Raw genomic sequence first — 17,221 nt, 5'->3', positions numbered from 1 at the left:
GTTTTCTGGTATGATTGTCATCGAGTAGAGTCCCTTCTTGGTGGCGTGGTAACCCCGAGGATACTCTACTTTTTTGTGTCTTGGAAAGACTCCAAATGTTGGTACACAACTTATTGTACGTCATCGCATTACGCCGAAATAACACCCAAAATACTGTTAATGGATTCCCTAATGTAAAAAATCCTTCGTTTCCTAAGGAATTAGTGCCGTTTATGCCGCTATTCGAACGAGAACCTATCGTTGTTTTGGAATAACGGTATTATGTCCGCTATTTCAGTTCGAACATCCAATATGCCGCCGCAGCATCGACAAATTACCTAAATAACAAAAAACCATCAGGCTGCCCTGATGGTTTCCGTATGTCTATGCAATTACCCGGCCGATTGCTCGGAAGGGGCTTGGGGCCGCTCCTATCGCCCCATTTCAGAACCCACTTCTCCATTTCTTTCAGCGCGGCTTGGAAATCCGCGCCTTTCTCCGTCAGCGAATACTCCACCGTTACGGGTACCGTCGGGAACACTTCGCGATGGACGAGACCGTTGCTCTCGAGATGCCGCAGCGTATCGGTGAGCGACTGCGTCTTGACGATCGCCACATTGCGCTGCAGCTGGTTGAAGCGCTGCGGTCCTTGCAGCAGGGCCTCCAGCACGAGGAAGGCCCATTTCGCGCCTAGGATCTGCAGCACCTCGCATATGCTGGAGCCTGCGCTTTCTTGGCAGCCATCCGTATGATTCGGTTGTTGGTTCATGGGAATGAACCTCCTTCGCTATCCGCTATGTTCTAGTTATTAGAAAATGTATATGTGCGCGAGCCGTACGCCATACAAAACCAACCCGGCTAATCGAATTATAGCATCTAAAGGTTATTAAAAATGGTAGAATGAGAGAAATGTCATATTTAACCTATTACATAGAGAAGGATGTGAAGCGGCTGTGGTTCAGAAGGCGCTAACGATAACGAACGAAAAAGACATTATTCGTCTTGTAGCCGAGGACGAGTGGATGATGAGCGTCCTTCGCGCCGCCAAATCGCTGGAGCTGCCCGATTGGTGGGTGTGCGCGGGATTCGTGCGAACCAAGATATGGGATACGCTTCACGGGTATTCGGAATTCACCTCCATGCCGGATGTCGATGTGGTCTATTATGAGCCGGAGCGAACGGACGAGTCCTGTGAAAAAGAGCTGGAAGCCCGGCTTCGATCGCTGATGCCGGACGTCCCTTGGTCGGTGAAAAACGAAGCGAGAATGCACGAGATAAACGGCATCCCTCCGTATGCTTCCGCGGTCGACGCGATCTCTCAATTCCCGGAGACGGTCACGGCGCTCGGCTTGAAGCTGGATGAAGAGGAAGGCATCGTCCTGACCGCGCCATGCGGAATTGAGGACGTGCTTCGCCTGCATGTGAAGCCAACGCCTGCTTTCATGAGCAGGCCGGAGCTTATGGAGAAATACGAGCGGCGAATCGTGCAGAAGAACTGGAGGAGCAAGTGGCCGAAGGTTATCTATTTCAATGGTATGACCCGCGAGGAAGATGCACTCGAGACGGGGCCTCTCGCGAAGCTGGAGCAAGCTGCCGGGAAGGTGCGCTCTATCGAGCTGCAGGCGGAGCAAGGCTGCACCTCGCAAGTGAGACGCGTGTCAACGGAAACGGGGACGTATATTTTGAAAAGCGCGACCGATTCGCGGTATAGAGAATGGCTGAGGGTCGAGGCCGAACGGCTGCGGCGGAACACGGGAGAGGCATTACTCCCAATTCCGAAATTCGCGGCTTTTCATGAGGAGACGGACGGCAGCCACCTGCTTATGTCCTGCGAGAAGGGGACGACGCTGACGGCGGCGCTCAAGGCTGCGCCGCCCGAGGAGAAGAAGGCGCTGCTGCGCAGCTTCGGCCGGTTCCTTCACCGCTTCCATGAGCGCCCTCCCGTGGAGTCGCTGGCGCATGACGGCGACTGGCTGGAGGAGCGGCTCGCCGCGGCAAGGCTATATTTGGAGCGCGGTCAATCCGAAGGCGATGGGAAGCTGCTGGACGAGCTTGTTCGCAACCGCTTTGCGCCCGTGCGGCAGACGATGATCCACGGCGATTGCACCGCCGATAACGTCATGGTGCATGACGGCGAAGTATACTTGTTCATTGACGTATCCGGGATGACAATTGGCGACCCGCGTTACGACGAAGCATTGGCTATTGGGCGTTTCGTCGATGCTCCGGAGCTGCTGGAGCCCTTCTACGAAGGGTATGTGCGTTACCGGATATCGGAGGCGGAATTAAGGTATCATGAAGGGCTTTATGAATTTTTCTGAGGAGAGCTTCTAGTATTATGCGGATCATCACATTATGCGGCTCCACGAAGTTCAAGGAGCAGTTCGAGCAGGCGAATGCCTGGCTCACTCTGCAAGGGAATATCGTGCTCAGCGTCACTTTCTTCGAACAAAGCGAAGGCTTGCAGCTTACGCAGGAGCAGGCGGAGCAGCTGGGCGAGCTTCATTTCCGCAAAATCGATCTGTCCGACGAAATCTTCGTCATCGACGTCGGCGGCTACATCGGCGAAAGCGCGAGACGCGAGATCGCGTACGCCGAGGAGAAGGGCAAACCCGTCCACTACTACTCAAGCGGCGAGATCCCGGCGAATATCTTCAGCTCATAAGGAGAAACGACATGGCCAAGCAGCAATGCGGCATTTACACGATGTGCATCATTCAGGACGGGGACAAAGTGCTGCTTGTTAACCGCCCCGACAGCAAGGGCTTTCCCGGTTATTTGGGGCCGGGAGGGAAGGTGGAATTGACGGAAAGCATCACGGCGGGAGCCGTCAGGGAAGTGAAAGAGGAGACGGGACTGAACGTGCTTCCCGAGCACCTCGTGTATAAGGGCGTCGACGAATACGTGGTGCCCGAAACGAACTACCGTTACATGGTGTTCAATTATGTGGCTCAACAATTCTCGGGAGAGCTGCTGCATAATCCGCCGGAGGGCGAGCTGGTTTGGGTAGACGTGAACGAGGCGCTTCAATTGCCGATGCAGCCTTGGTTTAGGAGAAGATTTCCTCTATTCTTTGAGGCCGGAACCTTCGAAATTTCCGTCGTATGGGACGAGAGCAGACAGTGCGCCATAGAGGATAAGGTTACGAGATTAGGCTGAGAGTAAAGGAGAGAAATAGAGGAGGAGCCGCCATGAAATTTGTGTTAATTTTCGGCCCGCAGGCCGTTGGGAAAATGACCGTTGGCCGGGAGCTGGAGAAGTTAACGGGGTTAAAGTTATTCCATAACCATATGACGCTGGAAATGCTGGCTCCTCTGTTCGGATTCGGTCCGGAGACATGGCGGTTGTCGGACTTGTTCCGCAAGGAAATTTTCGAGGCCGTATCCAAGAGCGACTTGGACGGGCTCATCTTCACTTACGTTTGGGCGTTTAATCTGCAGTCGGACTGGGATTTTGTTCAGCAGGTGTCCGACATCTTCGAATCCAAGGGCGCCGAGGTTTATTGGGTGGAGCTGGAGGCCGAGCTGGAGCGGAGGATCGAGCGGAACCGAACGCCTTATCGATTGGAGCAGAAGCCGTCCAAACGCAACGTCGAGTTTTCCGAGCAAGAGCTGAAGCAGTCCTTAGACAAATATCGCTTGAACTCGCTCGAAGGCGAGATCAAGAGGGCAAACTATGTGAGAATCAACAATACGAATCTGACTCCCGAGGAGGCCGCGGAGCGGATTGCGTCACAATTTGGTCTATAGCCAAACTCAAGTGCACATCATGAATTAAAGCGAGGGAACAACGTGTCCATACAAGTAGGGATTATTAGCGGCATCAATCGTTATCCGGTTAAATCATTTGCGGGGGAAAGCTTGGAGGCTTGCGACGTCGAGGCTTACGGCTTGGCCGGCGACCGTTTCGGGGCCTTTTACAATGAGGTGAAATCCGGCTGGTCGCGCTTCGTTACGGCACGGAATATACCGGGAATGCTGACTTATCAGGCCAGCTTCGAAGAGGGAGACATTCGTGTTCGGTCGTCGGACGGACGCCTCTTCGGGTGGGACGAGGAGCTGCTGGCGGAAATCCAAAGTCAGACGGCAACCCCGATTACCATGTCGCGGCTGCGGGCGCCGCATCCGGAGGAGCCCCATCTCATGTCGGTCGATGCCGCCAGCATCCTGCTTATTACCGATGCGAGTCTGAAGAAGCTCGAAGCCATGTGCGAGCAGGGCCTCGATCCGCGCCGGTTTCGCGCTAATTTTGTAGTGGCCATCGAAGACGACGCGATGCTCGAACGAGAATGGATCGGCAAGTGGCTTGCGATTGGAGACGTTGTACTGCAAGTCGACAGCTATTGCGAGCGATGCAGTCTCATTACCGTCGACCCGGATACGCTGGAGACGAACAAAAGGGTGCTCCAAAAAGTGAATAACGAATGGGACCTGAAGTTCGGCGTATATGCCTCCGTTGTGAGGACGGGGCGAGTTCGTCTGGGAGACGAGATTAGACTGCTGCAGGAGTAAGGAATAATTTTGCAACGCTCCTAACCCCCCAAAAAACATTCATCCATCCGTATTCTTAAATTAAATGCGACTGCAGCGCAAAGCCAACGAGATGGGATGGATATTCATATGCGTACAAACAAAGGTTATAAGGGCTTTATTGCCAAAAGCACGATTATCAGCATGCTCGCGCTTTCTGTTGGGACAGGCTCGGCATGGGCGGACGAGGCGGAGACGCAGCCAAGCGTCGCGACTGATGCCGCAGCGACAACAAGCACAACAGAGCAAACAACCACAACGGATCTTACAAGCACAACGGAAGTCGAGCAGGAAACACCTTCTCTTCTGCCGGGAGACTTCTTCTATTTCATAAAAACGATGTACGAGCGCATTCAGCTTGCTGCGGCGTCAGGCGATTTGGATGAGGCCATTCTGCTCGCTCAATTTGCCAAAGAACGATTGGCCGAATCGGCAGCGCTGTACAAAGAAGGAAAAGCGGAGCTAGCAGAGGAGACGCTTCAGCGGGCGCTCGCTCAGCAACAGCAGGCGGTCGACGCGGCTGCTTCCGCAGAAACGACGGATTCGAACGTGGAAGAAGAAGCGGCTGAAAGTACGACGCCAGCATCGACTCCGGCCGCCGAATCGACGGATGCCACTGCGACTTCGGTTAGCGAAGATCAACCGGCCGAAGACGTGAATGAAGAAGAGGAAGAAGCGGATACCGAGCAAGCAGACAAAGTCAAGAGCTCGCTGCAGCATAATATCGTGGCCTTGACCGCGGCTCTTGAGAAAGTAAAGAATCCGCAAGCGCAAAGCTCCTTGCTGAAGAATATTACGAAATCCTTTGCTAAATTGGAGAAGAAGCTGACGAAGCTCAGCGAGAAGAACCAAGACGGCGAGGCGGCGATGTCTGAAAGCACAACCGTAGCCGTACCTGCAACAACAACTGCGGACGGCCAAGAGACGAACGCTTCCGCGGATGCATCCGTAGAGAGCACCGAAGCATCGGCTGGCGACAACGACAACGACGCCGCATCCGTGAAGCCGAGCCAAGAGAAGAAGCAAAAGCCAAACAAAGAAAAAGACCAGAAGCAGCCATCCGGAAAGCCGGAAGCGAAGCAGCAGAACAAATCGGAGAAATCGCAGGGAAATGCCGATCGGGGCAAATCCGCCGAACACAAAAAAGAAGCGAAATAATAAAGCAAGGGCTGCCGTGAGAACGGCAGTCCTTTTCTGTACGGCCTCGCTTAGTAATCCCCTGTCCAGGACTGTCGCCTAATCGCCTGCTTCTGAATACATCTGAAGGATAAGATGCATCAGGAGAGGGTGTTAACCTTGCAAGCAGTTCCTCAACCTTTCGATCCAGGATGGATCGCTTTCACGTCGGACCGCGGCGGGACGTTTGACATTTGGCTGCTTCGGCCGAGGGGCGGTCCTCCTGCTCGGCTTACGCAGGGACTTGGGGCGGACTACTCCGTTCCCTATTGGTCTCCGGACGGCAGGAGCATCGCCTTCATCGGCGTTAACCATGTCGTCCATGTATTGGACCTTATCTCGCGCTCGGTCGCCCGTATTGACCAAATCGAACCCTACACCCTGCTGAGCTGGTCTCCGGACGGCCGATCCCTCGCGTATGTCAAGAACGGGCGAATCGTCGTCTACGATACGTTATCGCACAACAGCAACTCCATAGCTGAGCCTGGCGCCAGCGATGTCCAGTGGTTCCCTTCAGGCACAGAGCTTTTGTTCGCCGCTTCGGATGCCAGCGGCAACGGCCAGCTCTTCCGAATTCGGGCGGATGGCTCGAATCGGAGACAATTGCCGAAGAATACAGACGGGCCGATTCACGACCTTCGGCTTTCCCCGGACGGGACGCTCGCCCTCTATACGTTTCCCGGAGCGAGCATTTCCATCATAGCGACGGTCAATCTGGCGACAGGCGTCGTCTACACGCTCCCCGGCGGGCCGCTCGCCAAAAACTACTACCCGGCTTGGTCTCCGGATTCCCGGAGCATCGCTTACAGCGCAACCGCCTTCAAGGAGCCGCTTTATTATTCGCTTATTCAAACCGACAGCCGAACCGGACAGAATCAAAGGACGCTGGCGGCTTCGGGCTGCTTCGCGACGCCCGTCAGCTGGTCGCCGGACAGCGGCAGCATCGCCTATACGGGATGCGCAAGCGGCGATCAAGCCACTCAGCTCTGGATCGTCGATTTCCGGCAGCAACAGGCGGTAAACGTCTTAAGCGGCGGCCGGATTACCGCGCTGCAGTGGTCACCCCGTATTAGAAGGACTCCGGAATCGATCTACACCAACTCCGTCTACCGGGTATCCTTTCCTTATCCCTCAGCCTGGCGGCAGGTCAGCGAAGATCGATACGAGGGGATCGACGGTTTCTTCCAAGTATCCGCGATATCATCGGACGACCGGCTCGCCGAAGTGTGCCATGCAGAAGCTTTTCACCCTTTGATGCCGTACGGTTCCTCTCCTCAAGTGAGCATGGCGACGATACGGGGCCAAGAGGCCTGCCTCATCCTCCCGTCAGCCGATCAACCGGCGGAGATGAACAATCAAGCCGCCCTTATCGCGAGGTATCCGCAGCCTATACGAATCGGAGAATCCTTCTATAACTATTTCATCTTGTGGGCCGACGCCGGCCATATCCGCTCATTAAGCAGCCGTCTATCATTCTTGTAGCGGCCTGCGGAATGGACGTTCTTACCAAAAAAAGAGGGATATACCCATGCTGTTGGACACTGTACGAAGTTCGGACGGTGACAAGAGGAGGCGGCAGCCGCTCAAGGGCTGCCGCACCTCCGAACTCATGCTTTGCATCATTTATGCTCCTGGCGTTGGAGTGGCTCTGAATGCATTTACAGTCATGTCCATAACAACCTGTGCACCGCTTCCCGAATCCAGAATCGTATTCTGGAGCGATTCTTTCTCTACCAATACGGTTGTTACGGCAAGCGGCTCCGATGCTTCGGTGGTCAACAAAGCGTCTACTTGCGCAGAGAAGCAAGAATCACTTGTCTTGGCATGAATCTCCGTGGCAACTACATGATTATTGGAAATAAAATTTCCATTACCCGAAACCATACGTATGATTACAGGCGTTGCGCCTATCGGCTTGATGTTCTGAGTATGAATGGCTGCGGAAAAGTGATTGCCAATGACAGAATTATGGTTGCCGCTGATCGATAAGAGACCAAACCTATCATCTAAACCATTGTCTATTCCGAGGAAAGGAGTCCAAGGTTCATGATCACGCAAAAAGTGATTGGAAGAAACCAAGTTTTCCGAACAATTTCCCCTGAACACCACCATTCCCGGATAAAAGGAATGAAGTCTATTATTGGTGATACTGGAACGCGTCACGCCATCCAAACAAATACTGCTCGCACCTCGCGGGAAAATATTATTGGCTGTAATTAAAAGGCCGCCAAAACTTTGAGCGTAGATGGAATATCCTTTGAAGCCGGCTCCTATCAAGTTATCGGATATTTTGGAAGCTTGACCCCAACCTCGCAGTTCTATGCAGTTCCCGCATTCCGCTATGAAATTATCATGTATAGTCAATGCATCCGCATGATAAATGGTAATGCCATGCTCTAAATAGACAAATCCCATGCCCGTAATCCGAAACGAGTCGCATGCGCTTGCGACGTAAATACCCGTTTTCCCGTTCGTGTAGGTGTTTTCCGGATATCCCGAACCAGAACCATCTTCAATAAAATGCAAACCATCGATACAAAAGTCAGCAAACTCGACCGAGCTTATTCGGGGATTTCCGCTTCGTTGCACATAAAATGCAGCGCCTTTACATTCCTCGTCATCTGCTTCCAGGGGAATATCTACGAGTATGCGACTTCCTCCCGGCCATAGTTCATGCAAATCCGCCCATTCATTCTCGGGAGTATTAAAACGAATACTCGAAGATGTGAACCCGTGTCCAGAACCCATAATTTTAAGATAGCTGATGTCTATAAGGACTGGAGTGCAAAGTCGGTAATCACCTGGTGGAATATAAATAACCGCCCCCGGCTTTCCGCCTTTATTCACATCCGTCTCCGTTTGCCTGCTTTTGATATGGGCTATGATGCTATTGATTACCTCGCCGATATCCTCATAGGGATTACCGACCGGCCACTCTGTTACGTCGTAATAATTGCTGCTAGCCATAAATAAAGCATTCCCCTATCCATTGATTATGTTTGTTTCGTAACTGCGCTTATTCTTTCACGGCACCCATCGTCATCCCGCTTACGATATAGCGCTGAATCATGACGGAGAACAGCATAACCGGCAGGCTGAACAGGACGGCCGCGGCCGTCATCGGACCCAGATCGAGGTTATAGGCGCCCAGAAATTCGGAGAGTCCTACCGGCAATGTCTTCGCCGTCGTGCTGGACATCATGAGAGCCATCAGGAAATCATTCCACGAAAGCATATAGCTGAAAATCGCGGTAGTCGCAAGACCCGGGAGAGAGATCGGCAGAATAATCCGCATGAATGCGCCGAACTTGCCGCATCCGTCCACGCGCGCGGATTCATCCAATTCTTTGGGCAGGCCGTCGAAAAATCCGATCATCATCCAAATGACGAATGGGATATTAATGCTTGTGTAAACAAGGATCAGCGCAGTCTTCGTATCGTACAGGCCGAGCCGGTTAATGATGCCATACATCGGCACCGCAACGCTGATTAGCGGCACCATCCGTACGGCAAGCGTCAACAGCAGAAACAGGTTGCCGATGCGGGATGAAAATCTGGAGAGACCGTATGCCGCAAGCGAACCGAGAAAGACGCTAACTACCGTACTGGAAATTGCCGTAATAAAGCTGTTGCCGATATATTTCCCCACCGGCAGGACATCGAACATCGTCCGGAAGCTGTCCAGCGTGAAGGCGGAGGGTAGAAGAGTCGGCGTTGTGGAGATGACCTCCATCGACGGCTTAAGGGAAGTCATGATCAAATAAATATAAGGGAACAAGAAGGCAATCACGAACAATGCCGTTGTCAGCTGGACGAGTATCGATCCTGCCTTTGTTCTTTGTCTTATAGAAGCATTCACGTCGATAACCCTCCTGCGTCAGATTGCTTTCTTGTTGGGATTCCATAATCGCATCATGAAAACGCCGCAAATCGCCATCAGGACGACCATGAACAGGATGGCCATGGCACTTGCGTAGCCAACCTGATTGAAGCGTGCCATCGAATTATAAATCATGGTGCTCAGCACGGAAGAAGAGAAGTTGGGGCCGCCTTGCGTCAATACCCAGATGATGTCGAACGAGCGGGCCGCATCGATTATCCGAATCAGCAAGGCCACAACGATGACGGGACGCAGGCAGGGCAGCGTGATGCGCCAGAAGCGCTGTGCTTTGTTGGCCCCGTCGATATGAGCGGCTTCATACAAGCTTTCGGGTATGCCTTGAATGCCGGCCAGAAGGACGAGCATCATAAAGGGCGTCGTCAACCAGACATCTGCGATCATACAGGAAAGAAGCGCGTATCGTTCATCGGAAAGCCACAGAATGCTTTGCGGGCTGTCAATCCACCCGATTTTGAAAAGAATGGTGTTCAGAATCCCGAATTGATCGTTCAGCATAAACTTCCAGATCAACCCGCCCACCAGAGGCGCGATCATCAGCGGACTGAGGAACATCGTACGCGCGGCATGGCTGCCCCGGAAGCCGGTGCTTAAGAGCAGCGCCAGGACCAACCCTAGGATCAGCTCGATCGAAACCGCTCCAACGACGAATACGACGGTGTTGTACAGCGATTTATAGAAACGGTCCGAGCTTAACGCGCGGATGTAATTTTCCCCGCCGACGAATTGCGTCCCCGTTTTGGAATCGAACAGGCTGTCCCTGACGAGCAGGAACATCGGATATACGAAAAACAAGATCATGAACGATGCAGCGGGCGCAAAGAATAGAAATGCCGTTCTCCGATCACTCTTCGTCATGGCGTCACTTCCTTTTCATTTCGATGGAGGAAGCGGAGGATAGGCAAGCCCATCCTCCGGTTTCCTATTGCCCTTGAATTTCGTTAATGACTTCGGCTGCTTCATCCAGCGCTTCCTGAGGCGTCTTCTTGCCCGACAGAGCGGATTGGACGGCCGGGATTAACGCTTCGCTCTCGATTTCGTTCCAATGTTCGAGTACGGGACGATTCTTGGTTTGCTTGGCTGCAAGCGTCTCGCCGAGCGAAAGCAGATGCGCATATTCCGGTTTTTGCCCGTTGGTCTCAAGGATCGATTTGCGCGCCGCAACGCCGATCGCCGACAAGAACTGTTCATTGCGGTCATACAGGAATTTCACGTACTGTTTCGCGATATCCTGCTTCTTCGAGGAGGACGGGATAACCTCGTACCATGGTCCCGGGACTACGCCGATGCCGGCTTCGCCGGCGATCATAGGAGCCGATCCGACTTTGCCGGCCACTTTCGATTTGGCAGGGTCGTTCGACGGAACGAAGAAATGTCCCCACTCCAGCATCATGGCCATCTTGCCGTTCCAGAACAATTCGGCTATCTCGTCGGAGGCCATATTAAGCGCACCCTCCGGAGCCGATTTGTCTTCGTTCAACACCTTTGTCAGGAAATCCAGCGCATCGACGTAAGGCTTCGTATTGACGTTCGCTTTGCCGTCTTCGCCGATGACGAGACGATCCGCCCCGGCCTGCAGCGCATGATCCAGCCAGCTTGCCACGGAATCGCCGTTGTTTTTGCCGAGGACGCCCGTTCCGTACATGTCGATGGTGCCGTCATTATTCGAATCCCGGGTGAAGAACTTGGCGACGTCGCGGTATTCCTGCCAGTTGGCAGGCGGCTTCAAGTCATAGCCGAATTGCTGCTTGAAATTCTCTTTTTCCTTCGCATCTTCGAACAGGTCTTTCCGGTACAGCATGGTTTTGGAGTTGGTCCAGACTGGCATGCCGAGCAGCTTGCCGTCAACGTTCGCGCCGTCGATCAGATTCGGATACAAGTCGCCTTTTACTTCGTCGGTGAACAAATCGTCCATTGGCGCGAGTCCGTCTGCCAGTGCCGGGAACCACAGGATGTCGATGATCGCAGCGTCATAAGAGCCCGCTTTGGCTTTGAGTTCCGCGTTCAATTTGTCGAATACGCCGATATAAGGCACGGCCTCGATTTTAACATCGTAGCCGCTCGTTTCCTTGAATTCCTTCGCCGTAGCCGTCGCCACTTTGAAAGCGGGACTTCCGCCTTCCACGATAACGGTAATCGTTTTGTCGCCTCCGTTATCCGAGGAGGAAGGACTGCCTTCCGCGCCCGTATTGCCGCCCGTGTCGGCAGCACTCTCCTTCTTGCCCGAGCATCCGCCCAATACCGTGCCGACAACCAACATGACAGCGATTATAAGAAAACCTGTTCTTCTAAACTTCGACATACTTGATACCCCCTAATTTATTTTACGTCGGTTTTACTACCGATCCCGCAAACCGTATGGCGGCCAAATTTCTCCGTCGATGAAAATCATGTGGCCGTAAAGGGAAGACGGCATGGATCTTCTTATCAATAATTTCGGATCGTTTGGAAGCGCTTTACCGTTCGCATATACATGTTATTATAGATTTATGGGTTTTGTATTTAGGATGGATTACTAATTTTTTGTCATATATTGCTTTCAACAATATGCAGAAGGGAAAGATCTGATATGAACATTCAACAATTATCGCCATACATCCGGATAGCAATGGATAGTTATATCCCTTCCCCTTGGTATTTAGAAGAGAGAGTTTTATTTGACTATGAGTTGCTTTACGTTAAGGAAGGCAGAATACAAGTCACCATCGAGAACGATGTTTTTATCGGGGAACCGGGGGACCTCTTTCTTTTTCGTCCAAAGCAACGACACTCTATAAGAAAGTTAGGAACAGGATTAGTACGACAACCCCATTTGCATTTTGATTTGTTCTATAAGGAGGATAGTCCGGATGTGAAGGTCTCCTTTAAAAAACTCGAAGATATGACGGAGGATGAGATGAAGTGGTTTCGAAACGACGATCTTGAACAAATCGCCCCTCGGATTCCCGGACACATTCGGTTAAGGAATACCTTGGTTATCGAAAGATTGATCTTTGATATCATCAAAGAATTTCAAATGACGTTACCCTTTTATGAAATGAATATAAAAGGTCTGTTTTTGCAATTATTGAATGTACTTTTACGCGAGAACTACTGGAACCGCAATCCGCATCTGGTAACCAATATGGGGGAAATGGAACAGCTGCGGCTCTTCTTGAAACACAATATCGCTCGAAAGGTAACCTTAGATGAACTTTCCAAAATGTCGGGGATTAGCAAGTACTATATGATTTCATTATTCAAGCAATCATTCGGGATGAGTCCAATCCAATATCATCTTTTGCAAAGAATAGAAAAGGCGAAGGAAATGATTCAGTTCACTAATGACCCGTTAATGCTCATCGCTGAAAGTACCGGCTTTCCGGATATTCATTCCTTTAGTAAAGCCTTTAAGAAAATAGATGGGGTGAACCCTTCCTTTTATCGTAAAAAGTAGAAGCCGCAAGAAGCAGCCGATAGTGGCTGCTCCTTGCGGCGTGAATGGAGAGCTACACGCCTGCTTCTTTGATCAGACGTTTCATCATGGAATGCAGGTTCAGAGACCGCAAGTTCAGGTCGAGCTCTTGATTAAAGAAGACGATGACGCCGGACTGGTTATTGGGGTTCATCATGGTGATCGCCAGCACGCCGGGATCGGATCCGCTGTGGCCAACCGCCTTGCCTTGAACGGCTCCTTTCAAGTAGAGCTCTTCGGGCAGGGAGTAGCTCCAGCCGAGGGCCTGCTTACCGTCGCCTGATTGGGGTCTAAGCATCTCCTCCAGCGTATCCTTCGACAGGATGGAGCCGTTCTCGCCTTGCCCGCCGTTCATGATGGCCAGATAAAATTTGGCGAAGTCCGAGACGGTCGTCTTCAGCGTGCCATCCGGATAGGTTGGGAATGAATAAGGAACGAGTGGGTTCCCTTTCGATTCATAGGGCACGGCAAGCCGATCTTTGTCTGACAAGTCCTTGTGCAGCCATACGGTATCCGTCATCCCGAGAGGGTCGAAAATATGCTTTTGCGAATACTCGGGAAACGGCATATCGCTAATCTCCTCCACCAGATAGCCGAGGAGGCCGTATCCGATGTTGCTGTAGGCGAACGTCGTCCCCGGTTCGTTCGCGGTGAAATTTTTCTCCCCGTCATACCATTTGCCGTCCGGCAGCAGAAAACCCTTCATGAATTGCTCCAACGTCACCGCCGAGTCGCCGCCTCCGCTGTGCGTTGTATAGAGGCTCTCGTACACCTCCCAATTGTTGTCGATGCCGGACGTATGGCTGAGCAGCATGCGGAACGTAATCGGCGTATCCGGGAACTTCGGGTGTACGACGCGGAAGGGCAGATAGCCGTTAATGTCGTCGTCCAGCTTCATTGCGCCCTTCTCGACCAGCTGCATGACGGCCGTCGCCGTCACCGTTTTGGACACGGAGGCAATCTGGAACAGAGTGTCGTCCGTTACCGGACTTCCATTCTCGGAGTCGGCATCTCCATAATGAATGATGCGCTCGACTTTGTTGTCCTTGAGGATGGCGATCGATGCGCCCGTCATGCCCGATTTGTCCATCTTCGCTTCGACGAATTCGTTCAAATCCTTGGGATTCGAGAAATCGACCTGTACGGCAACAACAACCGCGATGGCGACCAGAATGACTCCGAGAATCGTTCCTGCTATTCGCCATACTCGCCCTTTCTTCCGTTTCTCCTTCATCTTTCTCCACTCCCAGCTTTTTTCTTTATTATCACTCCATTAAATTACCAGTTTTAGACGGGTTTGGATTCCGCGAAGAGTCGGGATTTTCTCCTCGACCCGCGGCGGGGGAAATAATAAGAAACGGTGTGCAACGAGGACTAAGCTTTGAGCGTTCTAGGGTGTGGAAGCTATCGAGCGGAATTCAGACAAGGACAGGATGAGATGATGAACAGACGAACGGGAGCGATTGTGGGTTCCATCCTGCTTTTGGTGTTGGCAGGGCTAATCTATTGGATCATGACGAACAGTTTGTCCTATCATTTGCGCGCTATTGGATTTTCCAAGGAGAACATTGTTCACGAGGAAGGGTATTCGTTCTCGGATTCGTCCGACCGGTTAACGAAGGTCATGCTGCTGGCAGATAAAGATAGGCTTGCGCTGATTGTGCTGGAGAGGAAGGCGATATGGGGCTGGGAACGGCCAAGCACCGTATCGGTTGCCGAACATCCGAAGGATGGTCAATACGTTCTGGCTGCCGCGGGCAGCATGAAGCTGTCATGGGGGAAATTTTATACGGAGAATCACGTATTCGCCGCTCGTTACGTGGATGCCTGGACGCTTGACATCAACGCCGGAGCGGATCCGCCCGTCATAACGGGCATGGACCAGATGTATCTGAACGTCAGCTATTTCTCGGTTCACGATCGAACTTTGCTCTTTGCGCATGCCATCTCGGGAAAAGGCTCCAAGGGCGTGTACTCGGGGAGCGTGACAGAGCATATCGATGCGCAATTAGGAGCATTTGCCGAGTGAAGTCCATTTCGTAGGAAGACTAAAAACGATACAATGAGAGGAAGTGGAATAATAGCGGATGTCTGATAGGAGTGCGGAAGTTGAATCGCTTCATCGCAGCAATTTCTAACCATCCATTTCGGGAGGTGCAGGTCTATGCACATGCAAGGCTATAACGTTCTTATGATCTTTACCCCAGGCATGGACCGGTTGCTTATGTGCAAGAGGCGAAAAGAACCATACAAAGGTCTGTTCAATCTGATCGGCGGAAAAATCGAACCGGATGAGACCGGCATCGACGCGGCTTACCGCGAGCTGCTTGAGGAGGCGGGCATAGCCCGGGATGCCGTGACGCTGCACCATGTCATGGATTTTACTTATTATGTCCAGCAATGCCAGGTGGAAATGTATGCAGGACGATTGAAATTCGAAGTCGAAGCTTCCGGCGATGAGAACGAATTGTTTTGGACGGAGCTGGATCAGAATTTCTTCGACAGGTCCCGTTATGCCGGAGAAGGCAATATCGGGCATATGCTGGAACAGGTGAGACTGTGCAAAAGCTTGTTCGAGCTCGATAGTTAGGGTTGGAATTTTCAAAAAAAGGAGGTTTACCTCCTCGCTTATATTTGTTAAGATAATTCCAACAACGAATGAAATGCGATGACGAGACGAGTAGGTAAATGGATTTCTTTCGCAGAGAGCCCCGGCAGCTGAGAAGGGGCAAAGAAGACGTTACCGAAGAAAGACTCTGAGCAGCGCATCGGAACCGGTTCGAATGAGCGGGGATGGTGCGACAGGAGCTCCTGTTACAGAGCTAGGGTATAAGCATTGCCAATTGGAATGCCGTACTCGAAGAGGCGGGCATGGCGACATGTCAGCGAATCAAGGGTGGTACCACGAGGATATCGAATCTCGTCCCTGAGGCTGAAGAAGTCTTGGGGGTGGGATTTTTTTATTTCGGTTGCAAAAGAAACAAGGCTTACATGTAATAGAATATACGCATCAACGGACTTATAGGGAATTTCATTCATGGAATATCGATTAGGAGGAGATCATAAATGGCAGAGCAATTGAGAGCAGGTATTGTCGGCGGTACGGGAATGGTTGGACAACGTTTTGTTCAACTGCTGGATGGGCATCCTTGGTTCAAAGTAACGGCAATCGCGGCGAGCGCAAGCTCGGCGGGCAAAACATATGAGCAATCCGTGCAGGGCAGATGGAAGCTCGATACGCCGATTCCGGAGGACGTGAAGCAGATCGTCGTGCAGGACGCTTCGAAGGTCGAGGAAGTAGCGGCTGGCGTCGACTTCATCTTCTGCGCGGTCGATATGAAGAAGGAAGAAATCAAAGCGCTGGAAGAAGCTTACGCGAAGACGGGAACGCCTGTCGTGTCCAACAACTCGGCTCACCGCTGGACGGCCGACGTGCCGATGGTCATTCCGGAGATTAACCCAGAGCATCTGGAAGTCATCGCCGCGCAAAGAAAACGTCTTGGCACCGAAACGGGCTTCATCGCCGTTAAGCCGAACTGCTCGATCCAGAGCTATGTGCCGATGCTGAACGCGTTGAAGGAATTCGGTCCGAAGACGGTTGTCGCGTCGACGTACCAAGCGATCTCCGGCGCGGGCAAAAACTTCACCGACTGGCCGGAAATGCTCGACAACGTTATTCCGTACATCGGCGGCGAAGAAGAGAAGAGCGAGCAGGAGCCGCTTCGCATCTGGGGCTCCGTCGAGGATGGCCAGATCGTCAAAGCGAGCGAGCCGCACATCACGACGCAATGTATCCGCGTGCCTGTAACGGACGGACATCTCGCGACGGTATTCGTATCGTTCGAGAACAAACCGTCGAAGGAACAAATTCTCGAGCGCTGGAACGGCTACAAGGGCCGTCCGCAGGAGCTTGAGCTGCCAAGCGCGCCGAAGCAGTTCATCACTTACTTCGAAGAAGAGAATCGTCCGCAGACGAATCTCGACCGCAATATTGAGAAAGGCATGGGCGTATCCGCCGGCCGTCTGCGCGAAGACTCGCTGTACGATTACAAATTCGTCGGCTTGTCGCACAACACGCTCCGCGGCGCAGCCGGCGGCGCGGTGCTGATCGCCGAGCTGCTGAAGGCGGAAGGCTACATCGCCGCGAAGAAGTAACTTAGAAGAAGAGGCACAGGGGGGGGGGGG

General features: G+C 52.4%; 17 protein-coding genes and 1 pseudogene. 12 read left to right on the top strand and 6 right to left on the bottom strand.

The features are described from left to right. Positions 1–313: 313 nt before the first annotated feature. Positions 314–748 (bottom strand): winged helix-turn-helix transcriptional regulator, encoded by a 435-nt coding sequence (locus NQZ67_RS22580; protein ID WP_257450348.1) that lies wholly within the window; start codon positions 746–748, stop codon positions 314–316. Between the two features lie 253 nt (positions 749–1,001). On the opposite strand from NQZ67_RS22580, the pseudogene NQZ67_RS22575 reads away from it, so the two are divergent. The 8 genes and pseudogenes from NQZ67_RS22575 to NQZ67_RS22540 all read left to right on the top strand — a co-directional run. Next, positions 1,002–1,499: pseudogene (locus NQZ67_RS22575) on the top strand (nucleotidyltransferase family protein); the annotation flags it as partial. A gap of 15 nt (positions 1,500–1,514) precedes the next feature. Next, a complete protein-coding gene (locus tag NQZ67_RS22570) occupies positions 1,515–2,300 on the top strand; it encodes a phosphotransferase (protein WP_257450368.1) in 786 nt (261 codons plus the stop codon). Between the two features lie 17 nt (positions 2,301–2,317). After that, entirely contained in the window at positions 2,318–2,644 is a 327-nt protein-coding gene (locus tag NQZ67_RS22565) for a hypothetical protein (RefSeq protein WP_257450345.1), read from the top strand. Between the two features lie 11 nt (positions 2,645–2,655). Further along, complete coding sequence (locus NQZ67_RS22560; protein WP_257450343.1) at positions 2,656–3,138, top strand: 8-oxo-dGTP diphosphatase; 483 nt, start codon at positions 2,656–2,658, stop codon at positions 3,136–3,138. Between the two features lie 32 nt (positions 3,139–3,170). Next, a complete protein-coding gene (locus NQZ67_RS22555; RefSeq protein WP_257450340.1) occupies positions 3,171–3,728 on the top strand; it encodes a DEAD/DEAH box helicase family protein in 558 nt (185 codons plus the stop codon). A 42-nt stretch (positions 3,729–3,770) separates the two neighbouring features. Further along, entirely contained in the window at positions 3,771–4,490 is a 720-nt protein-coding gene (locus tag NQZ67_RS30715) for an MOSC domain-containing protein (protein WP_257450337.1), read from the top strand. Between the two features lie 108 nt (positions 4,491–4,598). After that, positions 4,599–5,666: a DUF5667 domain-containing protein gene (locus NQZ67_RS22545; RefSeq protein ID WP_257450335.1), complete on the top strand. Its 1,068-nt coding sequence runs from the start codon at positions 4,599–4,601 to the stop codon at positions 5,664–5,666. 129 nt (positions 5,667–5,795) lie between these two features. Continuing rightward, positions 5,796–7,166 (top strand): hypothetical protein, encoded by a 1,371-nt coding sequence (locus NQZ67_RS22540; protein ID WP_371825346.1) that lies wholly within the window; start codon positions 5,796–5,798, stop codon positions 7,164–7,166. A gap of 141 nt (positions 7,167–7,307) precedes the next feature. On the opposite strand, the gene NQZ67_RS22535 is transcribed toward NQZ67_RS22540, so the two are convergent. The 4 genes from NQZ67_RS22535 to NQZ67_RS22520 form a co-directional block, all read right to left on the bottom strand. Further along, positions 7,308–8,651 carry a NosD domain-containing protein gene (locus NQZ67_RS22535; RefSeq protein WP_257450330.1) on the bottom strand — a complete coding sequence of 448 codons (1,344 nt, stop codon included), beginning with the start codon at positions 8,649–8,651 and terminating at the stop codon, positions 7,308–7,310. Positions 8,652–8,700: 49 nt separating this feature from the next. Further along, positions 8,701–9,543, bottom strand: a complete 843-nt coding sequence (locus NQZ67_RS22530) for a carbohydrate ABC transporter permease (RefSeq protein ID WP_257450328.1) — start codon at positions 9,541–9,543, stop codon at positions 8,701–8,703. 18 nt (positions 9,544–9,561) lie between these two features. Further along, positions 9,562–10,440 carry a carbohydrate ABC transporter permease gene (locus NQZ67_RS22525; RefSeq protein WP_257450326.1) on the bottom strand — a complete coding sequence of 293 codons (879 nt, stop codon included), beginning with the start codon at positions 10,438–10,440 and terminating at the stop codon, positions 9,562–9,564. A gap of 64 nt (positions 10,441–10,504) precedes the next feature. Next, complete coding sequence (locus NQZ67_RS22520) at positions 10,505–11,884, bottom strand: ABC transporter substrate-binding protein (protein ID WP_257450324.1); 1,380 nt, start codon at positions 11,882–11,884, stop codon at positions 10,505–10,507. Between the two features lie 267 nt (positions 11,885–12,151). Between NQZ67_RS22520 and NQZ67_RS22515 the strand changes: the two genes are divergently transcribed. Beyond that, positions 12,152–13,018, top strand: coding sequence for a helix-turn-helix domain-containing protein (locus NQZ67_RS22515; protein WP_257450322.1), 867 nt, complete (start codon positions 12,152–12,154; stop codon positions 13,016–13,018). Positions 13,019–13,070: 52 nt separating this feature from the next. On the opposite strand, the gene NQZ67_RS22510 is transcribed toward NQZ67_RS22515, so the two are convergent. Beyond that, positions 13,071–14,270, bottom strand: coding sequence for a serine hydrolase domain-containing protein (locus NQZ67_RS22510; RefSeq protein WP_257450320.1), 1,200 nt, complete (start codon positions 14,268–14,270; stop codon positions 13,071–13,073). Between the two features lie 204 nt (positions 14,271–14,474). On the opposite strand from NQZ67_RS22510, the gene NQZ67_RS22505 reads away from it, so the two are divergent. The 3 genes from NQZ67_RS22505 (at position 14,475) to asd (ending at position 17,191) form a co-directional block, all read left to right on the top strand. Further along, positions 14,475–15,065: a hypothetical protein gene (locus tag NQZ67_RS22505; protein WP_257450318.1), complete on the top strand. Its 591-nt coding sequence runs from the start codon at positions 14,475–14,477 to the stop codon at positions 15,063–15,065. A 135-nt stretch (positions 15,066–15,200) separates the two neighbouring features. Continuing rightward, positions 15,201–15,626, top strand: a complete 426-nt coding sequence (locus NQZ67_RS22500; protein WP_306813014.1) for an NUDIX hydrolase — start codon at positions 15,201–15,203, stop codon at positions 15,624–15,626. Between the two features lie 476 nt (positions 15,627–16,102). Continuing rightward, the gene (gene asd, locus NQZ67_RS22495) at positions 16,103–17,191 is read left to right on the top strand and encodes an aspartate-semialdehyde dehydrogenase (RefSeq protein WP_257450316.1); all 1,089 of its coding nucleotides are present in this window, start codon (positions 16,103–16,105) and stop codon (positions 17,189–17,191) included. Positions 17,192–17,221 lie beyond the last annotated feature (30 nt).

Source organism: Paenibacillus soyae (genome assembly GCF_024623455.1).
Classification (GTDB): Bacteria; Bacillota; Bacilli; order Paenibacillales; family Paenibacillaceae; genus Pristimantibacillus; species Pristimantibacillus soyae.
The sequence above is the reverse complement of the archived record's forward strand: the minus strand, read 5'-3'. Positions and strand labels throughout refer to the sequence as shown.

Bases quoted from the DNA above. Each gene is read 5' to 3' on its own strand.
- NQZ67_RS22580 (WP_257450348.1), bottom strand. From the start codon at position 748: ATGAACCAACAACCGAATCATACGGATGGCTGCCAAGAAAGCGCAGGC.
- NQZ67_RS22570 (WP_257450368.1), top strand. From the start codon at position 1,515: ATGACCCGCGAGGAAGATGCACTCGAGACGGGGCCTCTCGCGAAGCTG.
- NQZ67_RS22565 (WP_257450345.1), top strand. From the start codon at position 2,318: ATGCGGATCATCACATTATGCGGCTCCACGAAGTTCAAGGAGCAGTTC.
- NQZ67_RS22560 (WP_257450343.1), top strand. From the start codon at position 2,656: ATGGCCAAGCAGCAATGCGGCATTTACACGATGTGCATCATTCAGGAC.
- NQZ67_RS22555 (WP_257450340.1), top strand. From the start codon at position 3,171: ATGAAATTTGTGTTAATTTTCGGCCCGCAGGCCGTTGGGAAAATGACC.
- NQZ67_RS22545 (WP_257450335.1), top strand. From the start codon at position 4,599: ATGCGTACAAACAAAGGTTATAAGGGCTTTATTGCCAAAAGCACGATT.
- NQZ67_RS22535 (WP_257450330.1), bottom strand. From the start codon at position 8,651: ATGGCTAGCAGCAATTATTACGACGTAACAGAGTGGCCGGTCGGTAAT.
- NQZ67_RS22525 (WP_257450326.1), bottom strand. From the start codon at position 10,440: ATGACGAAGAGTGATCGGAGAACGGCATTTCTATTCTTTGCGCCCGCT.
- NQZ67_RS22520 (WP_257450324.1), bottom strand. From the start codon at position 11,884: ATGTCGAAGTTTAGAAGAACAGGTTTTCTTATAATCGCTGTCATGTTG.
- NQZ67_RS22515 (WP_257450322.1), top strand. From the start codon at position 12,152: ATGAACATTCAACAATTATCGCCATACATCCGGATAGCAATGGATAGT.
- NQZ67_RS22510 (WP_257450320.1), bottom strand. From the start codon at position 14,270: ATGAAGGAGAAACGGAAGAAAGGGCGAGTATGGCGAATAGCAGGAACG.
- NQZ67_RS22505 (WP_257450318.1), top strand. From the start codon at position 14,475: ATGATGAACAGACGAACGGGAGCGATTGTGGGTTCCATCCTGCTTTTG.
- NQZ67_RS22500 (WP_306813014.1), top strand. From the start codon at position 15,201: ATGCACATGCAAGGCTATAACGTTCTTATGATCTTTACCCCAGGCATG.
- asd (WP_257450316.1), top strand. From the start codon at position 16,103: ATGGCAGAGCAATTGAGAGCAGGTATTGTCGGCGGTACGGGAATGGTT.